Below are 483 nucleotides of genomic sequence, written 5' to 3'. Positions count from 1 at the left end.
ATGACCTACAGCGCCGGCGGCACCGTCGGCAGCGCCGGCCTCGCCCTCCTCGCGGCCCAGACCCCCGATGCCCGTCTGGGCGAGGTCTACCACGCCGCTCCGGACGCCGACTTCCGCCGCTTCGTCGACGACCTCGCCGCCTACGCGCCCTTGGCCCAACGCGTCACCACCGCCGTCAACCTCGGCGACAGCGCGCTGCGCCTCGCCCAGACGATTAACCGCGCCTCGCGCGCCGGCCGGCCCGATCTCCGCGAACTCTCGCCCGACGCCGCGCGCTGGCTCCTCGGCGCCTCCTCCGACCTCGGCATGACCATCCTCCAGATCCGGCCCGAGGACATGCCCAACACCCCCGCCACCTCGCATACCTTCTGGTACGACGACCCCTGGGTCAGCAACGATCTGCTGCTGCTCCTGCTCTTCGGCCTGCCGAACGCCGACCGCGCGCTCAGCGAACAGACCTCCCCCTCGGGCGGCACCTACTGG

1 protein-coding gene is annotated in these 483 nt (G+C 72.5%); it reads left to right on the top strand.

What is annotated here, in order from left to right:
• A partial coding sequence (locus tag ACLD7X_RS18635; protein ID WP_411425168.1) for a hypothetical protein occupies nt 1-483 on the top strand: 483 nt, incomplete at both ends.

It is taken from the genome of Aphanothece microscopica RSMan92 (assembly GCF_046613545.2).
Lineage (GTDB): Bacteria > Cyanobacteriota > Cyanobacteriia > PCC-6307 > Cyanobiaceae > NIES-981.
Note: the sequence above shows the minus strand (reverse complement) of the source record. Positions and strands in the feature narration are given on the sequence as shown.